This window comes from Desulfosalsimonas sp. (assembly GCF_055149105.1).
The window spans coordinates 58,067-85,046 of record NZ_JBSRLA010000005.1 but is presented as its reverse complement, the minus strand read 5'-3'; the positions used below and the strand labels follow the sequence as shown (position 1 = coordinate 85,046).

22 protein-coding genes and 1 tRNA gene are annotated in these 26,980 nt (G+C 53.5%); 3 read left to right on the top strand and 20 right to left on the bottom strand.

What is annotated here, in order from left to right:
• Positions 1–193: 193 nt before the first annotated feature.
• The 14 genes from ACTCIA_RS02290 to hypA form a co-directional block, all read right to left on the bottom strand.
• Positions 194–1,873: an HD domain-containing phosphohydrolase gene (locus ACTCIA_RS02290; RefSeq protein ID WP_463000188.1), complete on the bottom strand. Its 1,680-nt coding sequence runs from the start codon at positions 1,871–1,873 to the stop codon at positions 194–196.
• Between the two features lie 3 nt (positions 1,874–1,876).
• Positions 1,877–2,434, bottom strand: coding sequence for a hypothetical protein (locus tag ACTCIA_RS02285; protein WP_463000187.1), 558 nt, complete (start codon positions 2,432–2,434; stop codon positions 1,877–1,879).
• 222 nt (positions 2,435–2,656) lie between these two features.
• Complete coding sequence (locus ACTCIA_RS02280) at positions 2,657–4,285, bottom strand: solute symporter family protein (RefSeq protein WP_463000186.1); 1,629 nt, start codon at positions 4,283–4,285, stop codon at positions 2,657–2,659.
• 18 nt (positions 4,286–4,303) lie between these two features.
• Positions 4,304–4,585 carry a hypothetical protein gene (locus ACTCIA_RS02275; protein WP_463000185.1) on the bottom strand — a complete coding sequence of 94 codons (282 nt, stop codon included), beginning with the start codon at positions 4,583–4,585 and terminating at the stop codon, positions 4,304–4,306.
• Between the two features lie 21 nt (positions 4,586–4,606).
• The gene (locus ACTCIA_RS02270) at positions 4,607–6,376 is read right to left on the bottom strand and encodes an AMP-binding protein (RefSeq protein ID WP_463000184.1); all 1,770 of its coding nucleotides are present in this window, start codon (positions 6,374–6,376) and stop codon (positions 4,607–4,609) included.
• A 185-nt stretch (positions 6,377–6,561) separates the two neighbouring features.
• Positions 6,562–7,338: an enoyl-CoA hydratase/isomerase family protein gene (locus ACTCIA_RS02265; RefSeq protein WP_463000183.1), complete on the bottom strand. Its 777-nt coding sequence runs from the start codon at positions 7,336–7,338 to the stop codon at positions 6,562–6,564.
• Positions 7,339–7,400: 62 nt separating this feature from the next.
• On the bottom strand, positions 7,401–8,252 hold the full coding sequence (locus tag ACTCIA_RS02260) for a 3-hydroxybutyryl-CoA dehydrogenase (protein WP_463000182.1): 852 nt from the start codon (positions 8,250–8,252) through the stop codon (positions 7,401–7,403).
• Positions 8,253–8,320: 68 nt separating this feature from the next.
• Positions 8,321–11,599, bottom strand: coding sequence for a fused isobutyryl-CoA mutase/GTPase IcmF (gene icmF / locus ACTCIA_RS02255; protein WP_463000181.1), 3,279 nt, complete (start codon positions 11,597–11,599; stop codon positions 8,321–8,323).
• Between the two features lie 449 nt (positions 11,600–12,048).
• Positions 12,049–12,124, bottom strand: a tRNA-Ala gene (locus tag ACTCIA_RS02250).
• A gap of 63 nt (positions 12,125–12,187) precedes the next feature.
• Positions 12,188–14,545 carry an Lcl domain-containing protein gene (locus tag ACTCIA_RS02245; protein WP_463000180.1) on the bottom strand — a complete coding sequence of 786 codons (2,358 nt, stop codon included), beginning with the start codon at positions 14,543–14,545 and terminating at the stop codon, positions 12,188–12,190.
• A 60-nt stretch (positions 14,546–14,605) separates the two neighbouring features.
• A complete protein-coding gene (locus ACTCIA_RS02240) occupies positions 14,606–16,288 on the bottom strand; it encodes an Hsp70 family protein (protein WP_463000179.1) in 1,683 nt (560 codons plus the stop codon).
• Entirely contained in the window at positions 16,285–16,947 is a 663-nt protein-coding gene (gene grpE, locus ACTCIA_RS02235; protein ID WP_463000178.1) for a nucleotide exchange factor GrpE, read from the bottom strand. Before grpE ends, ACTCIA_RS02240 begins: the two co-directional genes overlap by 4 nt.
• Positions 16,948–17,074: 127 nt before the next feature.
• Positions 17,075–17,740: a hydrogenase nickel incorporation protein HypB gene (gene hypB / locus ACTCIA_RS02230; protein ID WP_463000177.1), complete on the bottom strand. Its 666-nt coding sequence runs from the start codon at positions 17,738–17,740 to the stop codon at positions 17,075–17,077.
• Positions 17,741–18,094 (bottom strand): hydrogenase maturation nickel metallochaperone HypA, encoded by a 354-nt coding sequence (gene hypA / locus ACTCIA_RS02225; RefSeq protein WP_463000176.1) that lies wholly within the window; start codon positions 18,092–18,094, stop codon positions 17,741–17,743.
• Between the two features lie 487 nt (positions 18,095–18,581).
• Between hypA and ACTCIA_RS02220 the strand changes: the two genes are divergently transcribed.
• A complete protein-coding gene (locus tag ACTCIA_RS02220) occupies positions 18,582–19,019 on the top strand; it encodes a hypothetical protein (RefSeq protein ID WP_463000175.1) in 438 nt (145 codons plus the stop codon).
• Positions 19,020–19,115: 96 nt separating this feature from the next.
• Here ACTCIA_RS02220 and ACTCIA_RS02215 read toward each other — a convergent pair whose 3' ends face one another.
• Complete coding sequence (locus ACTCIA_RS02215; protein WP_463000174.1) at positions 19,116–20,024, bottom strand: substrate-binding domain-containing protein; 909 nt, start codon at positions 20,022–20,024, stop codon at positions 19,116–19,118.
• A gap of 290 nt (positions 20,025–20,314) precedes the next feature.
• On the opposite strand from ACTCIA_RS02215, the gene ACTCIA_RS02210 reads away from it, so the two are divergent.
• Positions 20,315–21,079 carry a universal stress protein gene (locus ACTCIA_RS02210; protein WP_463000173.1) on the top strand — a complete coding sequence of 255 codons (765 nt, stop codon included), beginning with the start codon at positions 20,315–20,317 and terminating at the stop codon, positions 21,077–21,079.
• 186 nt (positions 21,080–21,265) lie between these two features.
• Positions 21,266–23,077 carry an SLC13 family permease gene (locus ACTCIA_RS02205; protein ID WP_463000172.1) on the top strand — a complete coding sequence of 604 codons (1,812 nt, stop codon included), beginning with the start codon at positions 21,266–21,268 and terminating at the stop codon, positions 23,075–23,077.
• A 100-nt stretch (positions 23,078–23,177) separates the two neighbouring features.
• Here the strand turns inward: ACTCIA_RS02205 and ACTCIA_RS02200 are convergent, their stop codons facing one another.
• From ACTCIA_RS02200 to ACTCIA_RS02180, 5 genes are all read right to left on the bottom strand, one after another.
• Complete coding sequence (locus tag ACTCIA_RS02200) at positions 23,178–23,621, bottom strand: sigma-54-dependent transcriptional regulator (RefSeq protein ID WP_463000171.1); 444 nt, start codon at positions 23,619–23,621, stop codon at positions 23,178–23,180.
• A 115-nt stretch (positions 23,622–23,736) separates the two neighbouring features.
• Positions 23,737–24,171, bottom strand: coding sequence for a response regulator (locus ACTCIA_RS02195; protein ID WP_463000170.1), 435 nt, complete (start codon positions 24,169–24,171; stop codon positions 23,737–23,739).
• 16 nt (positions 24,172–24,187) lie between these two features.
• Complete coding sequence (locus tag ACTCIA_RS02190; protein WP_463000169.1) at positions 24,188–24,850, bottom strand: hypothetical protein; 663 nt, start codon at positions 24,848–24,850, stop codon at positions 24,188–24,190.
• Between the two features lie 26 nt (positions 24,851–24,876).
• Positions 24,877–25,254, bottom strand: coding sequence for a response regulator (locus ACTCIA_RS02185; protein WP_463000168.1), 378 nt, complete (start codon positions 25,252–25,254; stop codon positions 24,877–24,879).
• Entirely contained in the window at positions 25,247–26,980 is a 1,734-nt protein-coding gene (locus ACTCIA_RS02180) for a sensor histidine kinase (RefSeq protein WP_463000167.1), read from the bottom strand. Before ACTCIA_RS02180 ends, ACTCIA_RS02185 begins: the two co-directional genes overlap by 8 nt.

The window sequence follows — 26,980 nt, the reverse complement described above, 5'->3', positions numbered from 1 at the left end:
CGGCCATGATGCCGGCCCGGGGGTGGTTTGCGAGTCGCATTGAGCGCGCAAGCGGTCAGCAGGGAGCAAACCGCCACCGGGTCGGCATCATGCGAAAATCATAGAATCAGGCACTAACAGCCACTTTTTTGAAGTTAAAACTTAACACTGCCTGTAAAAAAGACTTTTTACAGGCTCATCAAACAGTGATTGTTTAAAAGCCGGGTACACATTTTTTCAGCATTCTGGCCAGGGGCGAGCCCTGTTTTTCCGAGTCAGTACAGGTCTGGACGTGCTGGCTCAGATAATCCTCGGTGAGGGTAAACGGGGTGACCGCATCGGGATTTTTTTCAATGGCCCGTACAAAACTTCTGACCACCTCCGGATCAAACGTGGTGCCGGCCTGTTCCAGCAGCAGGGCCATGGCCTTTTTCACACCCACCGTCTGTGTGCCGGGCCGCTGGGAGGTCATGGCGTCAAAGCTGTCGGTTACCGCAATAATTCTTGCCCCTATGGGGATGGCTTCCCCGATCAAACCCTCGGGGTAGCCGGTGCCGTTGTAGCGTTCATGGTGGCTGCGGATCAGGTCTGCCACATTGGCCAGCGAGGATAAGGGGGCGATGATGTGAGCGCCGATGACCGGGTGTTTTTTTATGGTTTCCATGTCTCCGGGCATCAGGTTGCCCAGGTTGGCCAGGATGGTGTCATCCATGGCGATTTTGCCGATGTCATGGAGCAGCCCGGCATGATAGATGGTATCGGCCTCTTTTTCTCCCAGGCCCATTTCCATGGCGGTCATATGGGCATAGTTGGCCACGTTTAACGAATGACCGTGGGTGCACATGTCCTTGGCCTCCAGGGCCAGAACCAGTCCCTCAATGGTTTCCCGAAACGCCTTTAGCATTTTCTCATCATAGCGAAAGGCCTTGTGCAGGGCAATGGCGCCCTGTCTGCCAGAGGCGCGGACAAACTCGATTTCACTTTCCAAAAGCGGCCTGGGCCGGCTGAAATAGACCGCCAGAATACCCCTGTAGGGCTCTGCAATGGGAAAGGGAATCCCCAGGATAGAGGTGACCATCTGCTTGCCCAGGGTGGTTGTGCTCGGGATTCTGGGATCGCCTCTCACATCCTCGAAGTAGATATCTTTTTCATCGTGAAACTCAAATACTTCCTCCAGCATTTCATAGCTCACCCGGGACAGATTCTCCATCTGGAATCCGGATGTAGCCTTCATGTGAATGGCACAGGAGTTGGTGTCCACGATCCAGTAAATGCACCCCCGGGCCTCCATGATTTCCTGGATGTTTTCCACAATGGTTTTCAGGATATCATCGGCCTGCTCCCCCTGGTGAATGGCGGCGCTGATCTTGCGAAAGGTTTCCAGGTACCGGGTTTGCTGGATGGCATTTTTGACAGTGGCCGCGCCCTGGATGCACACGGCCCTTTGGAGCCGGGGATTGGTTTCTTCCCTGCTTAAGGCGCGGTCAAAGCAGAGCCACAGGATCATGGTCATGTCCTGGGCTACGGAAAAGGGCAGACCCATGACAGAACAGATATTTTCTCCGGCGGCTGCCAACAGACCGGAAACCCGAATGTCTGCGGCGGCGTTTTCGATAAAGACGGGCTCGTGCCGGCGCAGTTCAGGGATGTCTGCAGTTTCAGGCATTTCGATGATTTTTTCGGTGCTTTTCTCAAGGCCCGCGGCAGCAAGGACCCGGGTTTCGGTTTTCAAAGGATCCAGCCGGCATATCAGGCAGGCCTTTGCGTCAAAAATATCGGCCACCGCGCTGACCAGATTTTTCAGGCTTTCCTGGAAATCGATGCTGTGGCCCAGGGGAGGATCCGCATTTGTGGTGTGCTGCAGCAGCCGGTTGTATTCAAAGGATTCAGACATTTTTTATAACCATAAGTAAAGAAAACAGGTCACAAATATGATGGTAACGGCCATGGCCGTGGACATCCGGACCATGGAAAGCCCGGAGGCGCTCTTGGTGCCAAACAGGATCACGGCCAGTGCGTAGACGGATGCCAGAAACAGCAATAAAAGCACAGCTGTGCCGTTGATACCGGACTGCACGGCGGCCAGCACCGGCGCCAGGGGCCACAGGCCGATAAACGAGATGCCCAGGTTGAAATAAACCGGAAAAAACGATGTGTTTCCCCCGATGCCCCGGGAAAATACCCACAAAAACATGGCTGCCCCCGCATGCATGAAAAAGGCCACAACCACGCCCACCAGAATGATGGTCACCCTGGAGGCCGGTGGCAGGGGTTCAGCCGCCGGGCTGCCGGCCATCATGGAGCTGCTGAAATACAGGGAAAAAAGAGCGTGGAGAATTCCGAAAACCAATATGTTGACCACGCAGTAGCACACTGTTCGGTTTTCCGCCATAATGGCCGGATATACGCTTTCATCAAGCCTGAGCACGGCCTGCATGGCCGACGGGTAGTTCATCCTGACTCCTGGTAAGTATTTTTTGGGATTCGGGGTTTTTCATCTGTAATCACCAAACAATAAAAAAATAACTTTTTGATTTTACTTAACACTTAACACTGCCTGTAAAAAAACTTTTTACAGGCTCTTTAAAGTTATAATAACCACAAAAACAGGCAGAAGAAAGGCATTTTTACCCTTCTCCTGCCTGTTTTCAGTTAAGGTTTCAATTGCTGTTGCCGCCTACCAGGGCTGGATGCCCCAGTAGAATACAATTGCGCTTAGAATCACCAGTACAACGGGCATGGCAACGCCGTTGTATCTGGCCTCCTCATAGTCAATGCCCCAGCCGTGGATCCGGTCGATCATTTTTTTGTCTTCAAGGCTCGGTGCTGCCATCTGCATCTTGTTAAAGAGAAAAGACAGGATGATAAACGAGGCAAACGACAGGGGCACGGTGACCATGGCCCCGGACATGCCCAGTGCGGCCACCAGGCCCTTTCCCACAACAATGTTTGAAAGCACGTGCGGGGAGATGATGATATAGGTGATGCCGCAGATTACCGAGGAAACGATCATGGCGATCTTGTTGGCCTGTTTCCACCAGACCCCCAGCAGAATGCTCGGGCTCACTGCAGTGGCCAGAAGCCCGAATGCCCAGAGAATGCTGGTGACCAGAAACGGCGGCGGGCTGAAGGCCAGCAGGATGGTGATGATGCCGGCAATACCCAGGGCCAGATAGCCCCAGCGCATTTTCTTGCTGCCCGGCATTTTCGGGGCCAGAATGCCCAGCAGGTCGCCGCCGATCAGTCCGGCAATGGCCATGAGGTTGCCGTTGATCGTGGACATGCCCGCGGCCACCGCACCGCCCACCACGAACGCGGCAACAATGGCCGGGTTGTAGAACACGTTTAGGATCAAAATGGTCTGGTCCGGTTTAGCAATTTCATGACCGGTTATGGCCGTGAAATAGTTGCCGGCAAAACCGGCCGTGTAGGCCCCGGAAAACAGCAGTCCCAGAAACAGGATAAACCACACAACAGACCAGCGGGCGCTTTTGATGCTCGAGGAGGTAAACACGCGCATGGCCAGATGGGGCAGGGCAATGGGGCCCATGGTAAATGCCGGAATCAGTGCGAAATACCACCGGTAGTCGTATTTCATGTCAAAAAATTCCGGTATCTGCTTGAGCATCCCGGGCACCATATCACCGTAGGCCAGGGGCGGAAACCACCAGCCCGAAGACCCCATGGCCTTCATGATCGCGCTCATGGGAACCACCATGGCAATGATCATGACAACCATCTGGAATGCCGCGTTATAAGAGGCCCCGTACATGCCGCCCATTGTGATAAACCCGATGGTGGCAATGCCCACGATGACCAGGGCGTATTTGTAGGGCAGGCCGAAGAGCACTTCAAAGGCCATGCCCAGACCGATCATCTGGCCCAGGGCGTACATGACCATGCTCAGACACATCCAGATAATGATGACAATGGCCGCCTCATTTCCGTAGCGCACCTTGATAAACGAGGCCGGCGTAAAGGCCTTCATCCGCCGCAGACACGTGCCGTAAAGCAGGGTCAGCAAAGGAATGGACAGGGCCCACTGGATCCACAAATACACAAACGGCGCCTGGAGTTTGTAGATCAGGGCGATCACACCCATAAACGTGGCCAGGCTCGCCCAGGTGGCACCCATGGCCAAACCGTTGGCAACAGGGCCGATGGAGAATCCGGCCGCATAGAGGTCTTCTTCACTGGTGGTCTTTTTGGCTGCCCACCAGCCCACATAGTAGAAGATGGCAAACAGGATGACCACAACAGCAATGCCCATCCACATGCTCGGCAATACAAATTCGGTTGCTTCCATGTATATTCCCCTCCTGATTTAGACGGTGTCTCCGGAATTTTTGTCCTCAAGCGAGCTGGTATATTCATCCATCTCATCGTCGAACTTGTTGAGCACCACGGCCATGATAATGGCCAGGATGAGCAGGCCGAACCATCCCACCAGGATGGGAACAATGTAATGTACCGGAAATCCCCATAGGGAGCCTCCCTGCAGGGACGGAAACAGTTTGAAAAATTGCGCAAAGTGCCCTAAGGGCAACAAAAGGACCACGAACAGCACAGTGTTGCGCAGTTCTTTTTTGTACAGCTGTTCCTTCATACTTCCCCTCCTTTTTGTGGTTTAGTCTTTTTTCTTGGAGCTCAGCTCGGGAAACTCATGGTAATAATATTCGTTTTTGGCCTTTTCCTCTCCCTTGTTCTTTTTGATGATTTCGCCTTCCCGCAGCTCAATGCGCCGGATCTTACCGCTGATGGTCTTGGGCACTTCCGTGACAAATTCTATGATCCTGGGGATTTTGAACTTGGCCAGGATGTTGATGGTGTGCTGGAACAATTCCAGAGCCAGGTCCCGGGAGGGTTCATAGCCCGGCGAGAGGATCACAAAGGCTTTGACCAGCTGGTAGCGGTTGGGATCGGGGCTGCCCACCACTGCGGCCTCGGCCACGGCCGGATGCTCGATTAAGGCGCTTTCCACCTCAAAGGGGCCCACCCGGAAGTCCGAGGATTTGATCACGTCATCGGCCCGGCCCACAAACCACCAGTAGCCGTCTTCGTCAAAATAGGCCCGGTCGCCGGTGTAGTAGAAGTTGTTGACAAAAACCTCTTTCATTTTTTCCGGGTTGCCGATGTATTCGGTAAACAGGCCGATGGCCCGCCAACGGTCCAGGCGCACGACGATGTGGCCGACTTCCTCGGGTTTGGTGATCTCGTTGCCCTCGTCATCGGCAAGGGTGATATCGTGCATGAATGAGGGTTCTCCAAAAGAGCCCAGGCGCATTTTGCCTTCCATCCAGGGCGAGTTGCCGATCATGGCCGTGGATTCGGTCTGGCCGTAGAAATCCCGGATTTCCGTGCCCGTGTGTTTTTTCCACTGCTGGATAACTTCCGGATTCAGCGGTTCGCCTGCGCTCACCGAAGATCTCAGGCGGGAGAAGTCAAACTGGCCCAGGTCGAGACCCACAAAGGCCCGCCATGCCGTGGGCGGGGCGCAGAAGGTGGCGACCTTGAACTTGGAGACATAATCGAGATAAGTCTTGGGATCCAGGGCGGTGAAATGAAAGCCCGCCACGATGGCGCCCACGTTCAACGGGGCGAAAAAGCTGCTCCAGGCCCATTTGGCCCAGCCCGGGGCTGACAGGTTGTGATGTACCTCGCCCGGACGGATGCCGATGAACACGGCTGAGGACAGATGCCCGATGGGATAGGACGTGGCGCTTTGCCCCACCTGCTTGGCCAGCCCGGTGGTGCCCGAGGTGAAAAAGCAGATCAGTACGTCGTCTTTTTTGATTTTGGCCCCTTCGGCGGAGCCCGATTCGTTGGCCAGTTCACTGTAGCTGATCCAGCCGTCTTTTTTGCCCAAAACGATTTTGACCTTGGGCTGGGCACCGGTTTCTGCAAGGGCCTCGTCAATGGCCGCGGCCGCGGTTTCCTCTGCCACAATGCTGTCCGGGGCATAGTTTTCAAACCGGAACTGCAGTTCCCGCACGGTCATGGAAGTGGCCGTGGGCACATTGATCAATCCGCCCTTGAGGCAGGCCAGGGTGGCAAACCAGGTTTCCGGCACAATGGGGATCATCATGTACATGTTCTGGCCCTGCTCAATGCCGTGCTTGCGGAGGAAATTCAGGCACCGGTTGCCTTCTTCGGCCAGCTGCTTGTAAGTATAGGTGCGCTGTTCTCCGTTGGTCATGTCCGCCCATTGCAGGGCCGGCTGATCACCGCGTTCTTTTACGTGCAGCCCTTCCAGGATTTCCTCTGCCCAGTTGAAATGGCTCGGCAGCTCCATGTGGTTGAGCTTTTCGAATAGCGCCTTTGCTTTTTCCCGGCGCTTGGTCATGTCATCTGTGGTGTTGACTGCCATGACTTCCTTGTAAATGTTCTCCAGTGCCATTCGGGGTCTCCTCCTGTGTTGTTCTGATTTTGTTTCGGGTGAACGGCTTGAAATCGTGCAAGACGTTGCTTTGTATTAAAAATTCTTGTTGCTGCTGCAAACAGTGTTTAAAAAAAGTCAAAAAAAGCTGATCCTGCACGAGTCCGTATACAAACGACAAAATTACATGAAGCGCTGATTGAAAATCAGCGAAGCTTCCATTCGGGCTTGCGTTTGTTTAAAAACGCGTCCACGCCCTCGTGGGCATCTTCTGTGCTGCAGAGCATGGCAAAATGATTGTTGGCCATTTCATAGGCCCTTGAATACTCAAGGTTTTCCATCTGATAAAAGGATCTTTTACCCAGTTGCACGGCAAGGGGGCTTTTGCCGGCAATTTTGCGGGCCAGGGAAAGGGTTTCTTCTTCCAGTTGATCTTTGGGCACCACCTTGTTGACAAGACCGATGCGCCAGGCTTCCTCGCCTGTGATCATCTCTCCGGTGATCACCAGTTCCAGGGCTTTTTTGCGCCCCAGGTTCCGGGACAGGGCAACGGCCGGACCCATGCAGAAAAGCCCGACGTTTACGGCCGTGGCGCCGAACCGGGCGCCTTCTGCGGCCACGGCCAGGTCGGCCGAAGCCACCACGCCGATGCCGTTTGCAACGGCCAGGTCCTGCACGCTTGCAATTACCGGGGTCCCCATGTCAGCGATGCGCAGGCTCATTTCTTCCATCTGTTTGACCCAGCGGTAGTAGTCCAGGTTCTGCTTGCCGGAAAGTTCGTTTACGTCAATGCCGGCACAAAAGGCCTTGCCCTGGCCGGCCACCACTATGACCCGCACTTCTGTATCGTTTTCAAAGGCTTCCAGGGCCTGGCTAAACTCCCGGGCCAAAGTGGAATTGAAGGTGTTTAAATGATCGGGGCGGTTGAACGTGATAAACCCGATGTTTTCGCTGACTTCGGTTTTAATGGTTTCATAGGCCATAATCGAAAACCTCCGTTAAAAAGGGTTTGGTGATACAAACCGGTGTCGGATTGGGTTGCCTGTTACCGATAGTCGTAAATGCCTTTTCCGGTTTTTCTGCCCAGCCACCCGGCGCTCACATAGGATTTCAAAAGCGGGCAGGGACGATACTTGGGATCACCGTAGCCGTCCTGAAGCACTTCAAGAATGGCCAGAACCGTATCCAGCCCGATTAAGTCGGCCAGGGCCAGGGGGCCCATGGGATGGTTCATTCCCAGTTTCATGATGGTATCAATGCCTTCTGCCGTGGCCACGCCCTCGTAGAGTTCCCACAGGGCTTCATTGAGCATGACCATCAGCACCCGGTTGGAAACAAATCCGGGCACATCCCGGCATTCCACAGGGGTTTTGCCCATGGCTTTGGCGCAGTCGCGCACGGTCTGTGTGACATCCGGATCCGTTGCCAGGCCGTTGATGATTTCCACCAGCTTCATCACCGGTACAGGGTTCATGAAATGCATGCCAATGATTTTTTCCGGACGGCTGGTGTGGGCGGCAATGCCGGTGATGGGCAGCGATGACGTGTTGGAGGCCAAAATGGCGTGCTTTGGTGCCAGCCGGTCAAGCTCGGCAAAAATTTTGGCCTTGATTTCCATGGATTCCACGGCCGCCTCCACCACCAGGTCGCATTCAGCTGCCTTTTCAAGGCCCGTGACCGGATTGATGCGCTCCAAAATGGCTGATTTGTCCGCACCCGAGATTTTTTCCTTTTTCATCATCCGGTCAAGGCTGTCGGATATGACCTCTGTGCCCTTTTTGACAAGTTCTTCTGAAATATCGTTTAAATAAACCGTAAATCCCGCGGCAGCAGCTGTCTGTGCAATCCCGCCGCCCATCTGCCCGGCGCCCACCACCATGATGGTTTGAATTTTCATTTTATCTTTTTCCTTCCTTTTTTCATCAATTCCGCAGCCGGCTTGGGCCGCTTGCAATCAAATCTGTTTTACATGTTTCTGCGGTATTTCCCGCCCACTTCGTAAAGGGCTTCGGTGATCTGGCCGATGGAGCAGACCCGAACCGTGTCCATGAGCTCGGCAAAAATATTGCCGCCGGAAAGCACCGTGTCTTTCAGGCGCTGCAAAGCCTCCGGGCTGTATTCCCGGTTTTTTTCAATAAAGGTATTTAAACGCTCAAGCTGAGATTGTTTTTCCTCCTCTGTGGCCCGGGCCAGTTCCAGATCGCCCATGGCGTCTTCTTCCTCGCCTTCAGCGGGCAGAAAGGTGTTAACCCCGATGATGGGCATATCCCCGGTATGCTTGAGGTGCTCGTAATACATGGACTCATCCTGGATCTTGCTTCTCTGGTAGCCGCGCTCCATGGCCCCCTGGACCCCGCCCCGGGAGGTGATCCGGTCAAATTCGGCCAGCACGGCCTCTTCCACCAGGTCGGTCAAGGCCTCGATGATAAAGCTTCCCTGGTTCATGTTCTCGTTTTTGGTCAGGCCGTATTCCCGGTTTAAAATCAGCTGGATGGCAAGAGAGCGGCGCACGGCCTCGGCAGACGGGGTGGTGATGGCCTCGTCATAGGCGTTGGTATGCAGGCTGTTGCAGTTGTCATAGATGGCATACAGGGCCTGGAGGGTGGTGCGGATATCATTGAACTGGATTTCCTGGCTGTGAAGCGACCGCCCCGAGGTCTGGATATGGTATTTGAGCATCTGGGAGCGCACGTCCGCCCCGTATTTTTCCTTCATGGCAACTGCCCAGATTCGCCTGGCCACCCGGCCGATCACGCTGTATTCCGGGTCCATGCCAGAGGAGAAAAAGTAGGAAAGGTTGGGGGCAAAACTGTCAATGGGCATGCCCCGGGACAGATAGTATTCCACATATGTAAAGCCGTTTGCCAGGGTAAAGGCCAGCTGGGAGATGGGGTTGGCCCCGGCCTCTGCAATATGGTAGCCGGATATGGACACGGAATAGAAATTCTGTACGTTTTTCTCGATAAAATACTGCTGGATGTCGCCCATCATCTTTAAGGCGAAATCAATGGAGAAAATACAGGTGTTCTGGCCCTGGTCTTCTTTTAGGATATCGGCCTGAACCGTTCCCCGGATGCTGGAGATCACGCTGTCGCGGATTTCCGCGGCTTCCTTGTCATCGGGCTTGCGGCCCTGCTCGGTTTCAAATTTTTCAATCTGCTGGTCAATGGCGGTATTGAAAAACATGGCCAGCATAATCGGGGCCGGGCCGTTGATGGTCATGGACACCGAGGTGCTCGGAGCGGCAAGGTCAAAGCCGCTGTAGAGAATTTTGACATCCTCGATGTTGCAGACACTCACGCCCGAGGTGCCCACCTTTCCGTAAACATCCGGACGGGGGTCCGGGTCAAAACCGTAAAGGGTCACCGAGTCAAAGGCCGTGGACAGCCGCTTGGCCGGGGAGTGCTCCGAGAGCAGCCGGAACCGGCGGTTGGTGCGCTCCGGATTGCCCTCGCCGGCAAACATCCGGGTGGGGTCCTCGTCTTTTCGTTTCAGGGGATAGACCCCGGCGGTAAAGGGAAACCGGCCGGGAACGTTTTCCCGGCGCATCCAGGTGTAGATTTCCGCCGGGTCCTTGAATTTGGGCAGGGCGATTTTGGGGATGTTTAACCGGGACAGTGATTCGGTATACAGCGGCACACGGATTTCCCGGCCCCGGACGTGGTAGACGTAATCATCGCCGGAAAAATCCTGCTCAATCTGCTGCCATTGCTGGGTAAGGCTTTTGGTCTCCGGGGTTATATGGTTTTTTGCGGCCTCGATTTCTTGTTTGAGTCGGTCGAGCAGGGCCTGGGTATCTCCGGAGAGCCCGCCCTGTTCAAGGGTTTCAGCGGTTTGTTCCAGGTGCCAGGCCCGGCGCAGGGCATCGGCCTGTTTGCGGGTTTCCTTGTGATATTTGTGCAGAGTATCGGAGATTTCAGACAGATACCGGTTGCGCTCGGGCGGAACCAGGATGGACTTGGATGAGGACTCCTTGGTATCGGGTACAGGCAGGCTTGTGGTATAGAGGATCTGTGTTTTTTCCGCCACCACCTCCAGCAGGTAGCTATACATGGCCGTGACCCCGTCGTCGTTGAACCGGGCGGCAATGGTGCCGAACACCGGCATATCGTCGGGCTTTTGCGAAAAAGCCTTGCGGTTCCGCTGTACCTGCTTTCGGATGTCGCGGACCGCATCCTCGCTTCCCTGCTTGTCAAACTTGTTGATGACCACAAGGTCTGCGTAATCGAGCATGTCGATTTTTTCCAGCTGGGTGGAGGCGCCGTAATCGCTGGTCATCACATAGACCGACACATCGGTTAAATCAAAGATGTTGGATGACCCCTGGCCGATGCCTGCGGTTTCTATGATGATCAGGTCCGTATTGGCGGCTTTTAAAATTTCCACGGCATCGGGCAGCACCATGGGCAGTTCAAAACTGGTACGGCGCACGGCCATGCTGCGCAGATACACCCTTGGGGTGTCAATGGCGTTCATCCGGATCCGGTCGCCCAGAAGCGCACCGCCGGTTTTGCGCCGGGACGGGTCGCAGCACAGCAGGCCGATGTGCAGGTCCGGGTTGTCGTAGAGCAGGCGCAGCACCAGTTCATCTGTCAGCGAGGACTTGCCGGCCCCCCCGGTTCCGGTCAGCCCGATAATGGGAATTTTCCGGTCAGGGACCTTTGCCTTGATCTGTTTGCGCAGGGCCTCGATTTGCCCGTTGTTTTCAGCCAGGGCCAGTTCAGCGGCCGAAATGGCCCTGGCGATGGCAAAGGGGTTTTCCCGGTCCACGCCGCCCGCGTCAAGGCTGCCGGGCTCCACTGTGGAAAAGTCCATCTCAGACATCATGTGGTTGATCATTCCCTGCAGGCCCATTTTGGAGCCGTCTGCCGGGGAATAGATTTTGGTGATGCCATATTCTTCCAGTTCATGGATTTCATCGGGTACGATAACGCCGCCGCCGCCGCCGAAAATTTTGATGTGCCCGGCGTTTTTTTCAGCCAGCATGTCGTGCATGTACTTGAAAAATTCCATGTGACCGCCCTGGTAGCTGGAAATGGCGATGCCCTGGACATCTTCTTCAATGGCGGCATTGACGATTTCGGCCACTGAGCGGTTATGGCCCAGGTGAATGACTTCTGCGCCGGTGTCCTGAAGGATCCGGCGCATGATGTTAATGGCCGCGTCATGGCCGTCAAAAAGGGAGGTGGCGGTGACCACCCGGATGGGATGTTTGGCCTTGTAGGTTTCGATTTCTGTGCTCATATTGTCTCCTTGGTTCTATGCGCGGTGCGGATGCAAAAAGCTGCAGGCAACGATTTTGCAGCAATCTTTTTCTGGTTTTGTTTGTTGTTTGAAAATGTCTTTATTTTCCGTTACCGTTAACTGGAAGTTTGGGCAGGCAACCCTGCCTTTGTCCATTTGCCGTTTTCATGATGCGGACGTTGCAGCGTTAAGCGAAAATCACGGTTTTAATATTGTCTGTAAATGTTCTGACCGATTTTGGATATCGGTTTTTTCCCGGATGGCAATGCTTCCGGCAACCTTTTGCCGGATTGCCCGTTTTCTTTATCTATAGGATTTTAAAGTGCCGTTTGTCAATAAAAACGATCAAAAAAATAATAAAGGGTATTTTTTTAAGTGAATCATGTTCAGCGTTCAGGGCAATAAAAAACCGGCACGCCTTGCCGCCTGCCGGTTTATTGTATGCAAAATGGTGGAGCTGAGGGGATTCGAACCCCTGGCCTCATGACTGCCAGTCATGCGCTCTCCCAGCTGAGCTACAGCCCCTTTGAAATAAGCTCTGACCATAAAAAAAATCCCTGGACTTGTCAACAGGAAATTTATGGAAATTTATGGTTTTCGAACTCCCCGTACTGTACCGCATTGTTTGGAGTCCCGGCGCTCAACCCGCCAGTCAGAACCGGGCTGGTTGTCGATGGTGTCCACGATCCGGCGCCACCCATCTGAATAGCTCGAATAACTGTCCGCGGTCCAGTACCATTTTTCTTCCATAACCGGGAAATAGGGCGGTTCCTTGTAAATGGCGGCAAGCTCCTCTGCCGTTGGCAGCCGCCAGTCCGTGTACCCGCCGGTTTCGGAATTTTCCACGTACTCGCCGGCTTCTTCGTAGGTCAGGCATTGACCCTCTCCGGCCATGGCGGAATCCAGAAGCTGCCACATCAGCCCGGTGCGTGAATCCGTGACCACGCCCCGCCTTTTTTCCGTGAACCGGTCGCTGCTTTGCGCCAGCAGGCTGCGAAAACGCTGCCGGGTGCTTTGGGCTTTGCGGTTTTTTTTCATTTCCCGGAGGCGGGAAATTTCGTTTTTCGCTTTTTCAGCCAGAGGGGAGTCCGGATAGGCATCGAGAAAATCCTTGTAAACATCAATGGCCTTGTCATAATCGGTGCCGTGCTGTCCGGCCTTTTTTTTCAGTGCCGCCAGCATCCGGGTTTGCTTGATTTTTTCCCGGTATTCCGTCAGACGGCCTTTTAATTGATCTGCATAGGAGTTGTCGTAACGGGTAAGGTAATCTGTGCAGAGATCGGCACATGCCTTCCAGTCCTGATCGGATTCGCAGCGCTCCAGGGCATTTTTGACATAAATATAATACTCCCCGCTCATATCCGATTCCATGTTCCGGACCGCTTCCCTATGGGCGCCGTTCGGGTATTTTTCCAGATACCGGTCAATGGCCTGCATTTTTTCTTTGGCGCTGCCCGAAAGCATCAGATCTTCAAGGGCCTGGAAATTCTTTTTTTCAATCTGGTTTTCCAGATCCGCGATTTTTTTTCCGGCTTTGTCAGCCAGTTTTTTCGGAGGATCGGATTGAAGATACCGATCCAGGCGGTCAATGGCCTGTTCGTATTTGTCCTGCTGTTCAAGGGTCTGAATCTTATCGACTGTTTGATCATACCGTAGCTGTGCCGCGCGCCCGGCAAGTCTGTCGAGCCGCTTGCGCACCTCATCTGTGAACCGGGTGTAATTTTCGTCTCCGGCATGGGCCTGCAGAAATTTTTCCAGAAGATCCATTTTTTCCGAAGGCCCGGATTCGTCTTCCACCCGGGTGATCAGCCGGTCAAAGTCGGCCTGCCGGGCCCGGTCCTGCTGGATATTGTAAACAACCATCCCGGCGGTGATCAGCACAGCGACCGCTGCCACGGCCGCGGCCGCGATCATGAGCATCCGGCGCCGTTTTTTGGGCGCCATTTCTATGCTCCATTTTTTCCTGCGGCAGTAATCCCGGATATACTGTTCGGCCTCGTGTTTTTCCATGCCGAACTCAATGCCTTTTTGAATCAAAATATCGTAATATTCCGGGCGGATTTTGCCGTTGATACCCGCAATGTCAATATCTGAGTCAAGCTCGGCCAGTTTTGCCCGGGCCAGGCTTACATCATAGGCATTGCGGGTTTCATCGGATTTAAACAGGGTCATGCAGTGGCCGGCCAGGGTGTTGCTGGCCGTGGCCACGGCGTCTTTCTTGCTGGCGCGGGCAACCTGCTTTTTCTTTTGGGACGCCGCATTCTGGAGGGTTTGCAGATCGGCACTTTCCGGAAGATCCAGAAAATCGTAAAGCGAGGATTTGTTTAACAGCTTCAGGTTGTCCCGGATGGTTTTTTCCAGGGACCGGTCCAGCTGCCTGGGGGGAGTGATGTCCTTGTCCCCTCCGTTTTTTTTGATCGGGCATCGAACCCGCTTGCGCACTTCATCGACTTTCACTGAATTGCGCTTGGCAATTTGCTCCACTTCCGATTCCGTGAGAAAGCCCTTGGCCATCCGGAGAGTGATCTGCTGGTCGACGCGGTTGTATTTCTGGTTTTTGCGCGCGGCAATCCGTCCCTGGATTTCGCCCTGGTTCAGGCCGTGGACCTTGGACAGCTTGTGGACCTCTTCCGGGGTGATATGCCCCTTGCCCATAAGGATATCGATGTGGCGGTCGATTTCAGGGTACTTGTCCTGCTTGTCCCTGGCCGAGATTTCCCGGGCGGCTTCGGCCTCTTTGGCCCGCAGTGCTTCGTCGGTCATCACCCGGCGGATTTCAGGAATCAGGTTGATGCATTTCTGGGCGTGCAGTCCCTTTGTTGGATGATTGCGAAGGCGGCTCCATTCGGACTGCTTTTTTGCAATGGCGTCTTCAATGACCCGTACATCAGTTTCCGGCGGATCACAGGGGAGTTCGAGTAGAAGGTAGAAATTTTCGCGTTCCATAGCCCTGTCAGATATGCCTTGGTGTTATGTTTGCCGGGAGATTGTCAGTGCCTGTGATTGTCAATGCACCACCAGGTTCTGTGATCGCTGTTTGGCCTTTTCAAATTCCTCACCGCCGATTACCGAAGCGGTGTCCACCTCCACCTGGACTTTTCTGTACTCGCCGGTTTCCAGGGCAGTGATGTGAAGACGGCCCTCGTCATTTAAGTCAAAGGTGATTTCAATGGGCAGGTCAGCCGGCAGATTCGGCGGCAGGTGCAAAACAGCCGTCTTGATTTCTGTTGCGTGTTCCAGGGGGATTTCAATGCTGCTGGTCTCGCTTTCCATGGTCCGGATGAGAACGGTTTTCTGATTCTGCACTGCGGTGTAGAATTTTTTCACCACATTGACCGGAACCGTGGTGTTGCGCAGCACCAGGTTGAACACGATTTCCTTGCCTGATGGGTTGTGGGCCACCACTCCGAAGCTTTTTGACGTGACGTTTTTAACCCGGAGCATGGCGTTTTCAACCGAGGGCAGGGCATAGCCGGTATCCTCGGCCAACTCCCGGGCGGCTTCCTGGAAATCCCGGGTGGTGATCTGGCTGGTGTCCATCATTTCGGAAAGATTCCCGGAACCGTCAAATGTCTTTTGGGTTTTTTCCGATATCCGCCGGATCAGGTCATCGTTTAACGCCAGCTTCCACCCGTAGATGGCCGCGCCCTTGGCCACGGCCTCGTCTGGATCAAAAACCTTGGGTGCTATGTCGAATTCCTTTTCGATCCTTTCAGATACCTGCGGCATCCGGGTTGCCCCGCCCACCAGGATGATTTCATCAAACCGGGTGTAGCCCTTCTGCCCGGCAGCCTCGAGCATGTCCCTGGTAAAATCCACGGTCCGCACCAGCAGATCCTCGGTGACTTCCTCGAATTTTTCCCGCTCCAGCATCAGTTTGACCCGTTTGCCGCCATGGGTGATTGAAACCGGAGTTTTGGGCCGCTGGCTGAGAATCTTCTTTGCTTTTTCCGCAGACAACTGCAGATCCTGCCAGGTGTCCGGATCATCGAGAATGTCTTCGGTAATGCCGGTTTCTTCCTGGAATTTTTCCACCAGGTAGGCCACGATCCGGTCATCCCAGTCCTTGCCCCCGAGATTGTGATCCCCGCCCGTGCAGATGACTTCCACGGATTCCTTGCGGATATCGATCATGGTGACGTCAAGGGTGCCCCCGCCAAGATCGTATACCAGGACGACGCGGTTCTGGGTGGTGTCCAGGGACCCGTAGGCGATGGCTGCGGCGGTGGGTTCGTTGATGATCTGACGGACGTTAAACCCCGCGATCTCGCCGGCCTTGCGGGTGGCTTCCCTTTCGTTGATGCCGAAATAGGCCGGACATGTAATCACCACGTCGGAAATGGTTTCTCCCAGGTGCTGCTGGGCGTCCTGGGCCAGTTTTTTGAGCACGTAGGCTGAAATCTCCTCCGGCCTGTAGCGCTCGCCGCCGTATTCAAATATAAAATTGGGCTCTCCCATTGACCGCTTGATAAAGCTGACCACTTCATTGGGATACAGCTTGGCACTTTCCTTGGCCACCTCGCCGACCACAACCGTGCTTTCATCAAAAAAAACCACCGACGGCGTCACCCGTTCGTTTTCCGCATTGGGGATGATTACGGCCTTGCCGTATTCATCCACATAGGCAATGGAGGAGTAAGTGGTTCCCAGATCAACACCGAAGATCCGTTTGATCTTTTTTTCTGTCAAAGCCTGTCCCCTTTCCCACTAAAATCGTATACGTAGACCGTGACCAGTTCCGGCCGCAGGATTTTGCCGTCCCATTCATAACCCGGTCGCATGCTTTCGGCTATGGTTTTGTCCAAGGTCGGATCGCTTGTTTCAACTTTTTTGACAACTCGCTGGCGGGTGTTGTCAAAATGTGTCACACCGCAGGTAAAGGCAGTAATGCCCTGCCAGGTAAAAAGATCTTCCAGGTCGCCGGCAATTTCTTCCAGAAACTCCAGCAACCGGCCGGCGGTTTGCTCGGTAATCGGTCCGGGTTCGTAATACGCTTTGAATTTACGAATGTCATCAATAATTTTAATGACATCGGTTACCATGGAGTGGATGTATTTTTTAACAAGGCCGTCCCGGTATTCCTGAAGTTCCTGGTGCAGTTCATCTATGACCTTGTTTTTGTGGGCATCGTATTTGAGCTTGGTTTCAAAGGCCTCGGACAATTGGGCAATCCGCCGGTTTACAGCCTCCAGGGCGGCATTTTCCGGCTCTGGCTGCCGATTGTCGTCGTTGCCGGCATCCTCTGCAGGCCACTCTGTTTCGTCGTCAAAGCGGATTTCCAGCTCAAAGTCGGTTTCCGTTTGCCCTGCGCCATGTTCCTGCTTGTCATTGCTGTTGTCATGCGTCATGGTATGGCCGCTTCAATGGATGGTGTTGCATCTGGGCCCGGATTTTTTTGTTCAGGCCGGTGGTTTCTCAGAAAAACGATTAATTACAGATTATTACTATATTTTAAAGAGGTTTGTCAAAACTTTGTCAAGAAAAATTCTCAATGGCCCGGCGAATCCAGTCCACCCATTGATCCATGCCAGCGCCGGTTTTGGCCGAGACTTCCAGAATTTCCATCTCCGGGTGCAGCTTGTGCACGCGCTTGCGCAAGGCCGCCGTGTCAAAGTCGCTCAAGGCCATCATGTCGGTTTTGTTGACCAGAAGTACGTCTGAAACAGTAAACATCAAAGGGTATTTCAGGGGCTTGTCATCGCCTTCGGGCACGCTGAGAATCATGGCGCTTTTCATGGCCCCGGTGTCAAATTCCGCCGGACAGACCAGATTGCCCACGTTTTCTATAAAGATCAGGTCGAAATCCTTGGAACCGATGCCGTCGAGTCCGGTTTTCACCATGGCGGCATCCAGGTGGCAAAAGCCGCCTGTGCGCAGCTGCACGGCAGCCGCGCCGGATTGCCGGATTTTTTCCGCATCCACCACTGAATCGATATCCGCCTCGATGACACCGATACGCAGTTCGTTTTTCAGGCGTTCTATGGTCTGCAGCAGCAGGCTCGTTTTTCCGGCCCCCGGCGAAGACATGAGATTGATGACAAAGGTTTTTTCATTCGCCAGTTTCTGCCGCAGCTGCCGGGCGGCCTCGTCATTGTCCGACAGAATGTTTTCTTTGATTTCGATGAGCTTGATTTCTTCCATTCAGATGGCCTCCATTTCCTTTATATGATACTGCCGGCCGGAAACAAGGGAAACATCGCCGGCGGTTCCGCATTGCGGGCAATCCGATAACCCCAGTTCATCTTTTTGGATTTGGAATTCATGGCCGCATTGCCGGCATTTGAGCACTATGGGCGCCCTTTGGATTTTGAGTTCCGCGCCTGCGGCCAGGGTGTCTTTGCTCAGGTAATCAAAATAATGCTGAAGCCACTCATTTTCCAGGTCGCTCAGTTCTCCGACCTCCAGGGTTATGGAAACCACACGGCTGACCTGGTTTTGTTTTGCATGTTTGACAACGATTTCCAGAATGCTTTCGGTGACGGGCAGTTCGTGCATGACAACAATCCTGTATTTGTGTTTGCGGGTAAGGTATCACATCATGGCGGCAAACGTCACATGCAAATTTTTTCGATTCAATTTTTGATGAGCCAGTAAAAAGTCTTTTTTACTGGCAGTGTTAAGTTTTAAGTGATTAAGTGTTAAGTAAAATCAATAAGTTGTCTCTTTAGTGGGTGACGGTGATATCCGTTTTGGGACTTTTTACGGCACCATCATTTTTTGTATGTTTGCAGAAGGTTTGATTCGTGTCTAATGTTAAATAAACCACATGGAATAGGAGAATAGCATATTCCAACTTGACCAATTAGATCTAATCCTATAGCGTATATAAAATAAAAACTGTGATGATCGAGTTGCCAAAACCCGTCGGGAGGACTTTCAAATGTTCTGAAAAAGGAGTTCGTCCCGGAGATGATCAATGTTCAACTTGCCGAACTTTTTTATAATAGAGATGGCGGCAACACATACAGAAAAGAGAATCAACATGGGACGACTGGGAAGATATACAGACAGCAATAGCCGGCAGCGCATCGATCTGATTTTTGAAATGCGCCGCAAGGGGTATGTATGGGCAGAGATCGGCGAAGCCTGCCAGATGGGGATTGCCAACGTACAGCAGGCATATTACCGGGAATGCCGGTTTCGGAAAACAGCTTTTGAGTATCCGTTTGTTGAATACATTGGGACCCATACCTGCAACGTTATCCGCAAATGCCTGGGCGAGCAGGCTCTGGCCGATCCCAGGAAATTAGGCGGACAGGAAAACATCAAGGCCATATTGTGCTGGCCGGGCGTGGGCACCAAGACAATACGGGATCTTTCCGAAGGCCTGCAGGAAGCGGGTTACGAAAGTTTTGACCCGGATGAGGTCTACAACCGCATTTTTCCGTCACGTACCCGCCGCCGCAGTCCTGCCGGTTGAATTTTTTTTGGCCACGGACAGGCGGGAATTTGGAAAAATCAATTGCGCGCAAGGCCCCGGTTTGCCCCACGGGCAGCTGACGGATTGCCAGGGGTTTTATTGCCCGGGAAATATCATTTTGCCGCTTAGACTGACATCATAGCCTTGCCAGCCGGCGGCCATGCGTTGAAAGCCGGGGTCATGGAAAACAGCCAGAAAATCCTGCACCGGCCGGTCAAAAAAGTGCTCCTTGCTGATCAGCATGTCATAACGTTCCCAGCGCAAAGAAATGAAATCCAGCCCGAGCATTCCTGCCACAGCCCGGATGCCCGGGCCGGCGTCGGCTCTGCCGGCAAGGATTTCAATGCCCACATCAATGTGCCGGCTGACTTCGTTTTCATATCCGGCAAGGCTTTGGGGATCAATGCCGGCCTGTTCCAGCATCCGGTCAAAAAGCAGGCGGGTGCCGGTTTCCGGTCCCCGGTTGACCACGCGGATTTCGGCCTGATGGAGGTCGGCCACGGATCGGATCTGTCCGGGGTTGCCTTTTGCCACCAAAAGGCCCTGCTCCCTGCGGCAGAAATTGACCACAGCCGGCATTTGTCCCACCTCCCGGCCTGCATGGGAAAAATTGTATTCAGATCCGTTTTCTTCCATGAGATGGCTGCCGGCCATGTGGCAGCGCTCCTGCCGCAGGGCCCTGAGTCCCCCCATGCTGCCCGTATTGCCAAACACGGCGATATGGTCCGGAAACTGCCTGTTAAACCATGAAATGGTCTGATCCAAAAGCGGGTCGTTGCTGCCCACAATGATCAGCAACCCGGTCTCGGGAAGCCGCTTAGCCGGGGAATCCGGGTAATTGATGGTGCTGGCCTCGATCCACTGGTCCACCAGGTGCCGGGGAAACAGCCATTTGCCGGTGATTTTCGACGCCGGCAACCCCTTTTCAGCCACCAGCGAATAAACCATCTTTTCATTGACACCGATATAGGCGGCCACTTGCTTTGTGGTCAGCAGGGTTACCATTTGCCGTCTCCTTTCGCAAAGCGTCCTTTGGTTGGCCGGAAAGCACAGATTATCAGAACCGGAGTCTTAAGCAAAGCCGAATATGTCCCGCACGTGCGGATTCGGGATCGGTTCCGCGGCATGCCGGCGTATTTTCCTGTCATCGGGCGGGTTTGTTTTAGTTTGTTTTAGTCTCTTGACACGTCACTTGCAGTGGGGTAAACTACCTGATCTAATTAAAAAAATAAAGACTGCCGGATGAAACACAAAGATTCAGATTGAGACAAAACGATTCAATAAAGGAGAGATTCATGGAAGACGATAAGGGCACCGGCAAAATCCGGATACTTCTTGTTGATGACGAAAAAGACTTTGTCGACACCCTTTCCCAGCGCATGCAGATGCGGGATCTGAGCGCGGATATCGCTTTAAACGGGGAAGAGGCGCTCGAGCAGCTCAACAGGCAATCTCCGGATGTCATGGTCCTTGATCTGCGCATGCCCGGCGTGGACGGAATGGATGTGCTGCGCCGGGTCAAAAAGGAACATCCAAACGTGCAGGTCATCATGCTCACCGGGCAGGGATCGGAGAAAGACGAAATCGAGGCAAGGCGCCTGGGGGCGTTTGATTACCTGGAAAAGCCGGTCAATATTGATACCCTGGTTTCCCGGATTCGCTCAGGCGTTCTGCTTGTGGTGGGAAACGAGGATCGGTTCTCTGATCGTCTCATTGATTATGCCCTGGAAATGGCTGAGCGGATGTCTTACCGGCTCGTGGCCTTAAGTCCGGCGCCGTTTCCGGAGTCCATCCTAAACCGGGATCCCATGCCCGAACGGGTCAGCGAATTTGAGCAAAGCGCCCGGCAAAACGCGGAAAAGTTTGCAAAGGTGGCCAAGGAAAAAGGCATTCCCTTTGAACACGTGATCCGTTACGGACAGCCCGATGCCGTGGCCGAGCAGGTGGCAAAGGAATACGGCAATGTCGAATTTGTGGTATCAGAGCCCACAGATCGGCAACTGGCGGATCAGGCCCCGGAGAGCTCCGGAAAACAGCTCTATGTCTACAGCGTGGCCTGAGATTTTTTTAAATCCCCGGAGCGAACCCGAACCAGGGGGAAAAAGGAGAGACCATGGAATTTCATTTTATCAGAGGAGTGGTGCTGGTCCTGTTTTCAGCAGTGCTGTGTTTCATCTTCCGGCACGAGAATAAAAAGGGCTAGTCCTATACCCGGCTCAACCAGATAAAGAAAGGATCGGTTTTCAATGACGCCTGAAATGCTGCTGACCATGATTGTTTTGGTATTCGTAATAGTCCTTTTTGTTTTTGAATGGGTCCGGGTGGATGTCGTGGGTATCCTCATGATGGTCCTGCTGCCGCTTCTCGGCCTGATCTCCCCAAAAGACGCCTTTGTGGGCCTGAGCAGTAATGCGGTGGTATCCATTATTGCCGTGATCATCATGGGCGCCGGACTGGACAAGACCGGCGTGATGAACCAGGTGGCCAGCCCGATCATAAAGATTGCCGGCAAAAGCGAAAGCCGCATTATTACATTTATCGGCGGCACTGTGGGTATGATTTCGGCTCTTATGCAGAATATCGGCGCCGCTGCCCTGTTTCTGCCGGCCGCCCAGCGGATTGCAAAGCGTATCGGCATTCCGGTTTCCCGTATTCTGATGCCCATGGGATTTTGCGCCATTATCGGCGGTACCCTGACCCTGGTGGGTGCCAGCCCCACGATTTTGCTAAACGACCTGATGACCATCGGCGGGGAAAAGCTTGAGCCCTTTGGCCTGTTTACCCAGACCCCCATTGGTATCTGCCTGCTGATCTCAGCCATCCTTTATTTCATTGTCTTCGGCCGGTTTATTCTGCCGGCCAGCAAGGGTGAGAGCGACGAAGGTGTCACCAACGCCCTGATGCAGGCTTACCGGGCCTTTGAGACCATTTATGAGGTTCATATTCCGGAAGACGCCAAAACCACGGGTACCCTGGCTGATCTCGGGGTGCAGACCCGGTACCTGGTCACGGCGGTGGCCGTGGGGCACGCCGCTGAAAGAGACAAAAACTTCGTGCCCAGAAGTTCAGAGGAACTCCGGCCCGGAGATGATCTGGCGGTCGTGGGCCGGCGCAAGAACGTCATGAAAATGGCCGACGAGATGGGCTGGGAAGTAAAAGACACCCTGGAGTCTTTTGCCGAAACCCTTTCCAGAACCAGTGCAGGCATGGCTGAAACCATTGTTTCCCCCAGATCCGAGCTCATTGGCAAGACCATGAGCGAAGTGGATTTCAAAACGATTTACGGCGTCACGCCCCTGGCCCTTTTTAAGGGCAACCGGATTTACTATTCCGGTTTGACGCATATCACGCTGAGCATGGGTGACACGCTTTTGCTGTTTGGCCCATGGGAGCGGTTTCACATCCTGAAAAATCATCCCCAGCCCAGATCCCTGACCTTTTCCACGCCCCTTGAGGGAGAAATTCTCCGGCCGGAAAAAGCCAAGCTGGCCCTGGTATGGCTCGGCGTGGCACTGGCGCAGGTGATTTTTCTGAAAATGCAGCTTTCCGTGGCGTTGATGTCCGGGGCCCTGGGTATGATCATTACCGGGGTGTTGAAAATTGATGAGGCCTACAGGGCCGTGGACTGGATGACCGTTTTTCTGCTGGCGGGTCTGATTCCCCTGGGCATGGCCTTTGAGCAGACGGGTACCGCGGCTTATATTGCCGAAGGCGTGCTCGGGGTGCTCGGCGAGCCCGCACCCATCGTGCTTTTGGCGGTGGTCGGCCTGATGGCCTCATTTTTTACACTGGTGATCTCCAATGTCGGGGCAACGGTGCTGCTGGTGCCGCTGTGCATGAACATGGCCATGATGGCCGGAGGTGATCCGCGGATGGCAGCCCTGGTTGTGGGACTGTCTGCCTCCAATACCTTTGTGCTGCCCACCCACCAGGTCAATGCGCTGGTCATGCGGCCGGGCAGTTACCGAACAGTGGATTATGCAAAGGCCGGAGCCGGTATGACGGTTCTGTTTCTTGTGGTGGAACTTGCGGTTCTCTACTTCTTCTACGGGATTTAAAAACAATCCATGGCAGTTAAAAAACCCGGCCCTGAATCAGGGGGCCGGGTTTTTTGCCAAAGGCTGAAAAAGTCTTGTTATCTGTATCCGGGCTGCGGTCTTACTTGTCTTCCAGTGCCGACCACGGCGAAGTGCTGTAGCGCTCGGTTTTGGCCGCCCGGATCCGCTCTTCCTGCTCGGCTTTTCGCTGATAGGCGTTGTGGATTTTTTTTACCAGCGCTTCTGTGTCACATGGTTTCATCAGGTAATCAAACGCGCCCTGCTTCATCCCGTCAATTGCCGATTCCACCGTGGCATGCCCGGTTAACATGATGACCTCGGTCAGGGGGCGATGCTGCTTGATTCGCTTCAGCACCTCGTTTCCGTCCATTCCGGGCATTGCCACATCCAGGATCACAACATCATAGAGATACTGCCGGATGTTTTCAACCGCCTCCTCGCCGCTGAAGCAGACGCTGACGTCATAGTCCCGGATTCTCAGGCGTTCCGAGAGCTGTTCAACAAACTGCTGCTCATCATCAACAAGCAGTACCCTTGTTTTCATGGGATTCCTCCTGTGCACTTAAAGATGTATCGGGCCAAGTTTTGTGTTTGGGCTTGATTATAGACTTAACTTAATTTTTCTTTTTTCCATTGTCCATAATTTTAATGTCTGTTTCCTACCTTTGGCTTTCGTCGGAAGGTTCAGCCGCATATGCGGATTCGATTTTTTGCTGGTATGCTTTTTGGATGCTTTTCACCAGGGTGTCCACACCAACGGGTTTTTGCAGATAATCAAATGCCCCGAGGCGCCTGGCCTGTTCCTCATCCTTATAGGATCCGTGCCCGGTCAGAATGATCACCTGGGCTTCCGGGTTTGTCTTTTTTACGCGTTCCAGGACCTCCATGCCGTCTATTCCGGGCATGCGCAGATCAAGCACCATGACATCGGGCACCCGGGTTTTTAAGGTTTCCAACGCCTTTTGGCCGTCAAAAGCAACGGATGCATCAAATCCGCGCATCTCCATCCGCTCCGAGAGGGTTGTGACAAATTCCTCTTCATCGTCGACCAGAAGGATCCTTATGGCTGTTTTGCCGTTTACTTCTCCGGCCATTACAAGGTTTCCTCCGTTATTTCAAAATCAGGTAAAAACGAAGATCATCAGTATTGCACTTCAGCTCTGCATTCAATTGTTCTGCCGTGTTTTCCAGCTCGCCCCATGCATTGCTTTGCCGCAGCCCGGTGAAAAATTGTTCAGGCGAAGGCGCCTGCTTACCGGTGCAGGCGATTTCCACAGCGGCATTTTCATCCTTTTTGGCCGAAATCAGGCGGATTTCGCATTGGGCCGGCAGGACCGAAAGACAGGCGTCCAGGCTGTAGAACAAAACCATGTAGAGCAGCAGGGGATTGGTGGTGATTTTGATTTCCTGACCATTCTGGCTGTCTGCCTGCAGGGTGATGTGTTTGAGCCGGGCAAAGCGCTCTGTGAGCGTGCAGAAATGAACCATTGTTTCCCCCAGTTCCAGTTCCGCGCTGTTGTGATCCGGCGAGTGCGCAAAGCGGTTGAAACGGGAGGCCATCTCCATTCCCCGCTGGAGCTGGTTTTTAATGGTGTTCATGGAGTTGTTGAATCTTTCCTGGTATTTGTCCTTGGCCAGGGGGGAAATGGCCATGATGTCTTCCATTAACCCGGCGGATTCCTGTATGATGGCCAGGATATTTTTGAACTCATGGGTCAGGTTGGCTGTCATTCTGCCGAAAAAGGCCAGTGTTTTTTCAGTTTCCTGGTTCATTGGGTTCCCTTTTCTGCTTGGCGGGGTTATGCTGAGGTTTTTCCAAGCGCTTCATGAATTTGTGAAATCAGTTCTTCTATATCCAGGGGTTTCATCAGGAAATCAAAAGCCCCCTGGTTCATCCCCTCCATACCCTCCTTGGTTGAGCCCTGACCGGTGAGCAGGATGATCGGCATCTCCGGATTGGCCGATTTGATTTGTTTCATCACCTCCAGGCCCCCGATACCGGGCATCATCAGGTCCAGCACGATGAGGTCAAACGCTTTATCCTGCACCATGGAAAGGGCCTGATCTCCGGATGTGGCAATGCTGGGGTCAAATCCCCGCATTTCCAGTCTTTCGGCCAGTGTGGTCACAAATTCTTCCTCGTCGTCGACCAGCAGCACCTTGATTGAATCATTCATTTTCCATTTCTCCGGGGGGCGTTTTGGGCAGAAAGATGGTAAAGGTGGTTCCCTGGTCTATTTTGCTGTCCACCTTGATTTCTCCGCCCAGTTTTTTAATGATACCGTAGGTGATCGACAGGCCAAGGCCTGTGCCATATCCTTTTTTGGTGGTAAAAAACGGTTCAAAAATCTGCCGCATGGTTTCTTCGCTCATGCCGTGGCCATTGTCCCGGATGGCAAGGGCCACGGTCTGGTCATCTTTTTGCCAGGAGGACAAAACAATTTGTCCGCCGTCTTTGACTGCGGCAAAAGCGTTGGTCAGCATATTAAGGATGACCTGCTGCAGCTGGCCCCGGTCAGAGGAGATCTTCGGGATTTGTTCGTCAAACTTAAACTCAATGCTTAAGTTGCGGTGATGGGCCTCCTTTTCAAGAAACCCCAGGGTATCCCGGATAACCTCGTTAATGTCGAGCATTTCATACTGCACCCCGATGCGTCTGGCAAATCCGAGCAGACGGTGGGTGATATTGCGGCACCGGTCCACGGACTGCAGAATCTGGGAGACGCCTCGCATGAGCTTTTCCTTGTCATGATGCTTGTCTTGGTCCACCAGATCCTTTAAAAGCCCGGCTTTTTCATTGATAATGGCCAAGGGGTTGTTGATTTCGTGGGCCACGCCCGCGGCAAGCCGGCCAATGGAGGACAGCTTCTGTGTGTATTCAAGCTCCCGGAAGGCAATGACGCGCTTTTCATCGGCCTCCCGGATTCGTTTGACCAGCAGGTGAGTGGAGCCTAAAATCACCAGAAAGATGGCAATAACGCTTGCCACAAACATATACGACATTTCCTGCTTGAGCGTGTGCCAGGGTTGAAAAATATTGGCCTGGGGCAGGATCATGACCAGGATGAAGTCGTATTTGATCAGTCGGGAGTATACCATGACGATTTCCCGGCCGTCGGGGTCGGTCAGTTCCCTGACATGGGTGCCGGAATCGCTTGAGGGGATTTCCATGGGAAATTGGTCCAGTACCTTTCCGTAGTTCCGGGAATCGGACTGGAGAACGCCCTTGCTGTTGACGATAAATGCGTCCGTGATGGGATCCATTCCCATGGGACTGATCAGGTCCTCGAATTTTTTGGTATCCATGGTGGCCCGCAGGATCCAGGACTCGCCCTGGTCGTTTAAATTCTGAACGGCCATGGCGATATGCGGCAGGTCCCGGTAACCCATGAACACATCACTGATGTACACCCCGCGCACCCGGGCTTCGTTGAACCATTGCTGGTTGGAATAGTTTTTGTTCAGCAGGTCATAGGGGCCGGTGTAGGCGACCTTGGTACCGTCGTTGTTGATAATGCCAAGATCCACGTATCCGCCGTATTCTTCACGGAGAATCCGGAAAATCCGGTGCAGCGTCGCCTGGCCGGACAGGATTTCATAGGAATAGCTCGACGAGATGAAATGGATGGCCGACAGCCGCTCTTCGAGAAACAGCTCAAAGGAATGGGCTGCCTTTCCGGCAATGGCGCGTATGGGCTTGATGCGTTCGGCTTTGATGTTTTTCTGGTACTGCATGGCGTTGGTGGCCGCCATGATCACCAGCGGAATCAGGGTCACGGCCAGCATCAAAAAAATGATATTGCGGCGAAGGCGCCGGTAGCGCCTGGGCATTTCTTTTTTTTCTTCATCCCTTTCAAATATCTGCCGGCACAGGTCCCACCATTTTTTCATTTTATCGGCCAT

Excerpts from the sequence above, each read along its gene's own strand:
- ACTCIA_RS02195 (WP_463000170.1), bottom strand. The coding sequence starts at position 24,171 with ATGGCCGGAGAAGTAAACGGCAAAACAGCCATAAGGATCCTTCTGGTC.
- ACTCIA_RS02260 (WP_463000182.1), bottom strand. The coding sequence starts at position 8,252 with ATGAAAATTCAAACCATCATGGTGGTGGGCGCCGGGCAGATGGGCGGC.
- hypA (WP_463000176.1), bottom strand. The coding sequence starts at position 18,094 with ATGCACGAACTGCCCGTCACCGAAAGCATTCTGGAAATCGTTGTCAAA.
- ACTCIA_RS02185 (WP_463000168.1), bottom strand. The coding sequence starts at position 25,254 with ATGAATGATTCAATCAAGGTGCTGCTGGTCGACGACGAGGAAGAATTT.
- ACTCIA_RS02220 (WP_463000175.1), top strand. The coding sequence starts at position 18,582 with ATGGGACGACTGGGAAGATATACAGACAGCAATAGCCGGCAGCGCATC.
- ACTCIA_RS02265 (WP_463000183.1), bottom strand. The coding sequence starts at position 7,338 with ATGGCCTATGAAACCATTAAAACCGAAGTCAGCGAAAACATCGGGTTT.
- ACTCIA_RS02270 (WP_463000184.1), bottom strand. The coding sequence starts at position 6,376 with ATGGCACTGGAGAACATTTACAAGGAAGTCATGGCAGTCAACACCACA.
- ACTCIA_RS02245 (WP_463000180.1), bottom strand. The coding sequence starts at position 14,545 with ATGGAACGCGAAAATTTCTACCTTCTACTCGAACTCCCCTGTGATCCG.
- ACTCIA_RS02285 (WP_463000187.1), bottom strand. The coding sequence starts at position 2,434 with ATGAACTACCCGTCGGCCATGCAGGCCGTGCTCAGGCTTGATGAAAGC.
- ACTCIA_RS02290 (WP_463000188.1), bottom strand. The coding sequence starts at position 1,873 with ATGTCTGAATCCTTTGAATACAACCGGCTGCTGCAGCACACCACAAAT.
- grpE (WP_463000178.1), bottom strand. The coding sequence starts at position 16,947 with ATGACGCATGACAACAGCAATGACAAGCAGGAACATGGCGCAGGGCAA.
- ACTCIA_RS02190 (WP_463000169.1), bottom strand. The coding sequence starts at position 24,850 with ATGAACCAGGAAACTGAAAAAACACTGGCCTTTTTCGGCAGAATGACA.
- ACTCIA_RS02275 (WP_463000185.1), bottom strand. The coding sequence starts at position 4,585 with ATGAAGGAACAGCTGTACAAAAAAGAACTGCGCAACACTGTGCTGTTC.
- ACTCIA_RS02280 (WP_463000186.1), bottom strand. The coding sequence starts at position 4,285 with ATGGAAGCAACCGAATTTGTATTGCCGAGCATGTGGATGGGCATTGCT.
- ACTCIA_RS02200 (WP_463000171.1), bottom strand. The coding sequence starts at position 23,621 with ATGAAAACAAGGGTACTGCTTGTTGATGATGAGCAGCAGTTTGTTGAA.
- icmF (WP_463000181.1), bottom strand. The coding sequence starts at position 11,599 with ATGAGCACAGAAATCGAAACCTACAAGGCCAAACATCCCATCCGGGTG.
- hypB (WP_463000177.1), bottom strand. The coding sequence starts at position 17,740 with ATGGAAGAAATCAAGCTCATCGAAATCAAAGAAAACATTCTGTCGGAC.
- ACTCIA_RS02205 (WP_463000172.1), top strand. The coding sequence starts at position 21,266 with ATGACGCCTGAAATGCTGCTGACCATGATTGTTTTGGTATTCGTAATA.
- ACTCIA_RS02180 (WP_463000167.1), bottom strand. The coding sequence starts at position 26,980 with ATGGCCGATAAAATGAAAAAATGGTGGGACCTGTGCCGGCAGATATTT.
- ACTCIA_RS02215 (WP_463000174.1), bottom strand. The coding sequence starts at position 20,024 with ATGGTAACCCTGCTGACCACAAAGCAAGTGGCCGCCTATATCGGTGTC.
- ACTCIA_RS02210 (WP_463000173.1), top strand. The coding sequence starts at position 20,315 with ATGGAAGACGATAAGGGCACCGGCAAAATCCGGATACTTCTTGTTGAT.